We start from the raw sequence: 2,726 nt of genomic DNA on the forward strand, positions 1-2,726 counted from the left end.
GCCTGGACAGAACCCAATGCTACGATTGCCACGGATCTGATGAATATTTCCGCCAAGTCGTATGATACGCTAACATTCCGTATTGCTGTCGTGCGACCCACAGGACAGGAAGTCAACGTGACGCTGACCGACAAAAGCGGCAAGACGGCCACCGTTGCAGCAAGCGCTTTTACCGACGCCCTCTATAATGCCCCGCGCAAAATGGAAAACGGGCTGCCCATGATAGACGATCCCCGCGATGCGCCGTTCGCCGATGGACAGATGAAAGTCCTGCTCAACATGGTGGCGATCCCGCTCAAGGCGTTCAGCGGCCTTGATATGGCCGGGCTGAAGGAGCTAAAACTCAGCTTCCCCAGGGAAAGCGGCAAGGTGGCGGTCACCGATATCGAGTTGCAAAACTTCAGCCGGGAAACACCGCTGTCACTGTCTGCCCGGAAATAGCGCCTTTTGAAATCGTGCACCCCGCTTCGGCATAGCCTGAGGCGGGATGCAATCGCTCCCTTCACGAAAACGATCGACCTCCTTCACCTCACCCGGGATACTTTCGGCGGCCGCACGCTCGCCGAAATTCCCGGCCTCTCGTCGATAGATACGAGAAGACGCAATAGGGGTTGATTTATCGTTACAAGCGTTCGTCCTCATTAAAAACCGGCGCGCCCCGGTCTGGCACGAAAATTGCTGACTATGGATACACGGAAAAAGTCTGCCGGATGCTTTATCGGCAAACTACGTGTTTTGGTTCATTTTTAAACGTAAACGCCACATATTGGGTGAAACTGGATGATTTATAGAACAAAGCATATTGCACAAAAAACATGCATAGCTGGCATGATGATATTTCTATCGGCGTGCAATCAAGGCGATACAGAAGCGCCGGCATCAGCGGCGCAAACGGTCGAACCCGCGGCGGTGGCATCAACGTTCGAAACACCGGGCGATTTGAAAGAAACTGCCCCTGAAAATCCCGGACTGCCGGAAGGGCCTGTCGTCGGGACTGTCACCGTCGTTCCGGGAACGGAGCCACACGCTACGCAATTGGGTGGCGGCGAGGCAGTTCCGCTCACCGGCCCCACCGACACACAAATCGTAACGCCCGCTGCGGAAGAAAAAGTGGTGCGATTCACCGAAATCGCCCCCGACACCATTGGCGGCGCAACGTTTAAAGCTTCGCCCGTCCTCGACTACGACCTCGGCAACCTCGTGGCATCGAGTGGCTCTTGGTACAGTGAAACGGCCAGCGATGATGAGGTTTTCATCACCCCGATCAAGGGCTGGCTACGCTACCCCCAGCAAGTCGATTCAACAGAGACGGTTAAGCGTTTTCCGGTCATCATATTTCTTCACGGAAACCATACGAATGGGGATCCCAGCTATCAAGGCTATGATTATATGGCCGAGCAACTGGCGGCGCACGGCTATGTCGTGGCTTCGATCGACGCCAACGGGATCAATAGCGGCAGCGCGATTGATGGAGACACCTCCAGCCAGTCGCGGGCACAGCTCATATTGGGCACGCTCGACCGGCTGCGCCAGATCGATGCGTCCGGCCAGATCGGAACAGACAACGAGCCGGGCGTACTTGATCCATTGAAAAACAAACTGGATTTTAATCGTGTCGGCATCATGGGTCATTCGCGCGGCGGACAGGGCGTCTCCTATGCCATCAAATTCAACCAGACCCGCCTCGGGCTGAACGAGGCTGATCTGCGCACTGCATTAGAGGCCGACCCCTCTTTCTTTGAACGCGACTATCCTGCCTTGACTAAGGCAATCATACCGGCAACCGCCGCCATTGCAGCTACTCCAAGAAGCCCTGCAGTCGCGGCAGCACCTGCCGAGATAGACGACGACAAATTCGCGGCGGCCGTCAAGGAATACAATCTGTTCTATGCCGCTGGGCGCGAGACGGTAAAGCCCTATGACTTCAAAGGTGCTTTCATGCTGGCTCCGACCGATTTCGATGGCAATCTCGGCATCAACAATGTGCCGCTTGCCGTACTGCTGCCCGGCTGCGATGGAGATGTGAGCAATCTTGACGGAGCGGTTGCCTATGATCACAATCGCTTCGGCCCGATAAGCGATATGGCGCCGCGCTACCAGATCATGGTCAAGGGCGCCAACCATAATTACTACAACACCATATGGAGACGTGAGGATCTCTCTTTCCAATCGGATGAATATTGCAAAGCATTGAGGCAAGACAGTATCCGCTTAAGCCAGGATGATCAGCGCCGCAGCGGCGATTTTCTCATCAGTTCGTTCATGCGCTATCATGTCGGCGGCGAGCAGAAGTTTGCCGCTTACTGGAATGCGGCGGCGCGCCTGCCGAATGCCGCCTGCCCTTCCACTGAGGGTCCATGCGATGAATGGGTTGCCCTGAGCGTGCAGAAAGGCGCCGACAAGCGCACGCTCATCCAGCGGTTCGAGCGCAGTGACAGTATGGAGCGCAACGAACTTGGCGGCAGCTTCAGCTTGACCGGTTTTGATGAGACAGCCTTTTGCTCAATGGAGCCGGGCGTCGGAGAAAGTCGCTGTATGCCCGAAAGGCCGAACGACTTTGAATATGGGGGCTGGCGCGGGCTCCTTTCGATCGCCGATAATCTCGAGCTTGCCTGGACAGAACCCAATGCTACGATTGCCACGGATCTGATGAATATTTCCGCCAAGTCGTATGATACGCTAACATTCCGTATTGCTGTCGTGCGACCCACAGGACAGGAAGTCAA

2 protein-coding genes are annotated in these 2,726 nt (G+C 55.6%); both read left to right on the plus strand.

What is annotated here, in order from left to right; all coding sequences use genetic code 11:
- Positions 1–441 (plus strand): hypothetical protein (locus AC1DNI_RS22725; protein WP_477693520.1); only part of this gene is annotated, 441 nt, incomplete at its 5' end.
- 387 nt (positions 442–828) lie between these two features.
- Positions 829–2,726: alpha/beta hydrolase family protein (locus AC1DNI_RS22730; protein ID WP_477693521.1), on the plus strand; the 1,898-nt coding region annotated here is incomplete at its 3' end.

The organism is Phyllobacterium sp. 01N428 (assembly GCF_056399405.1).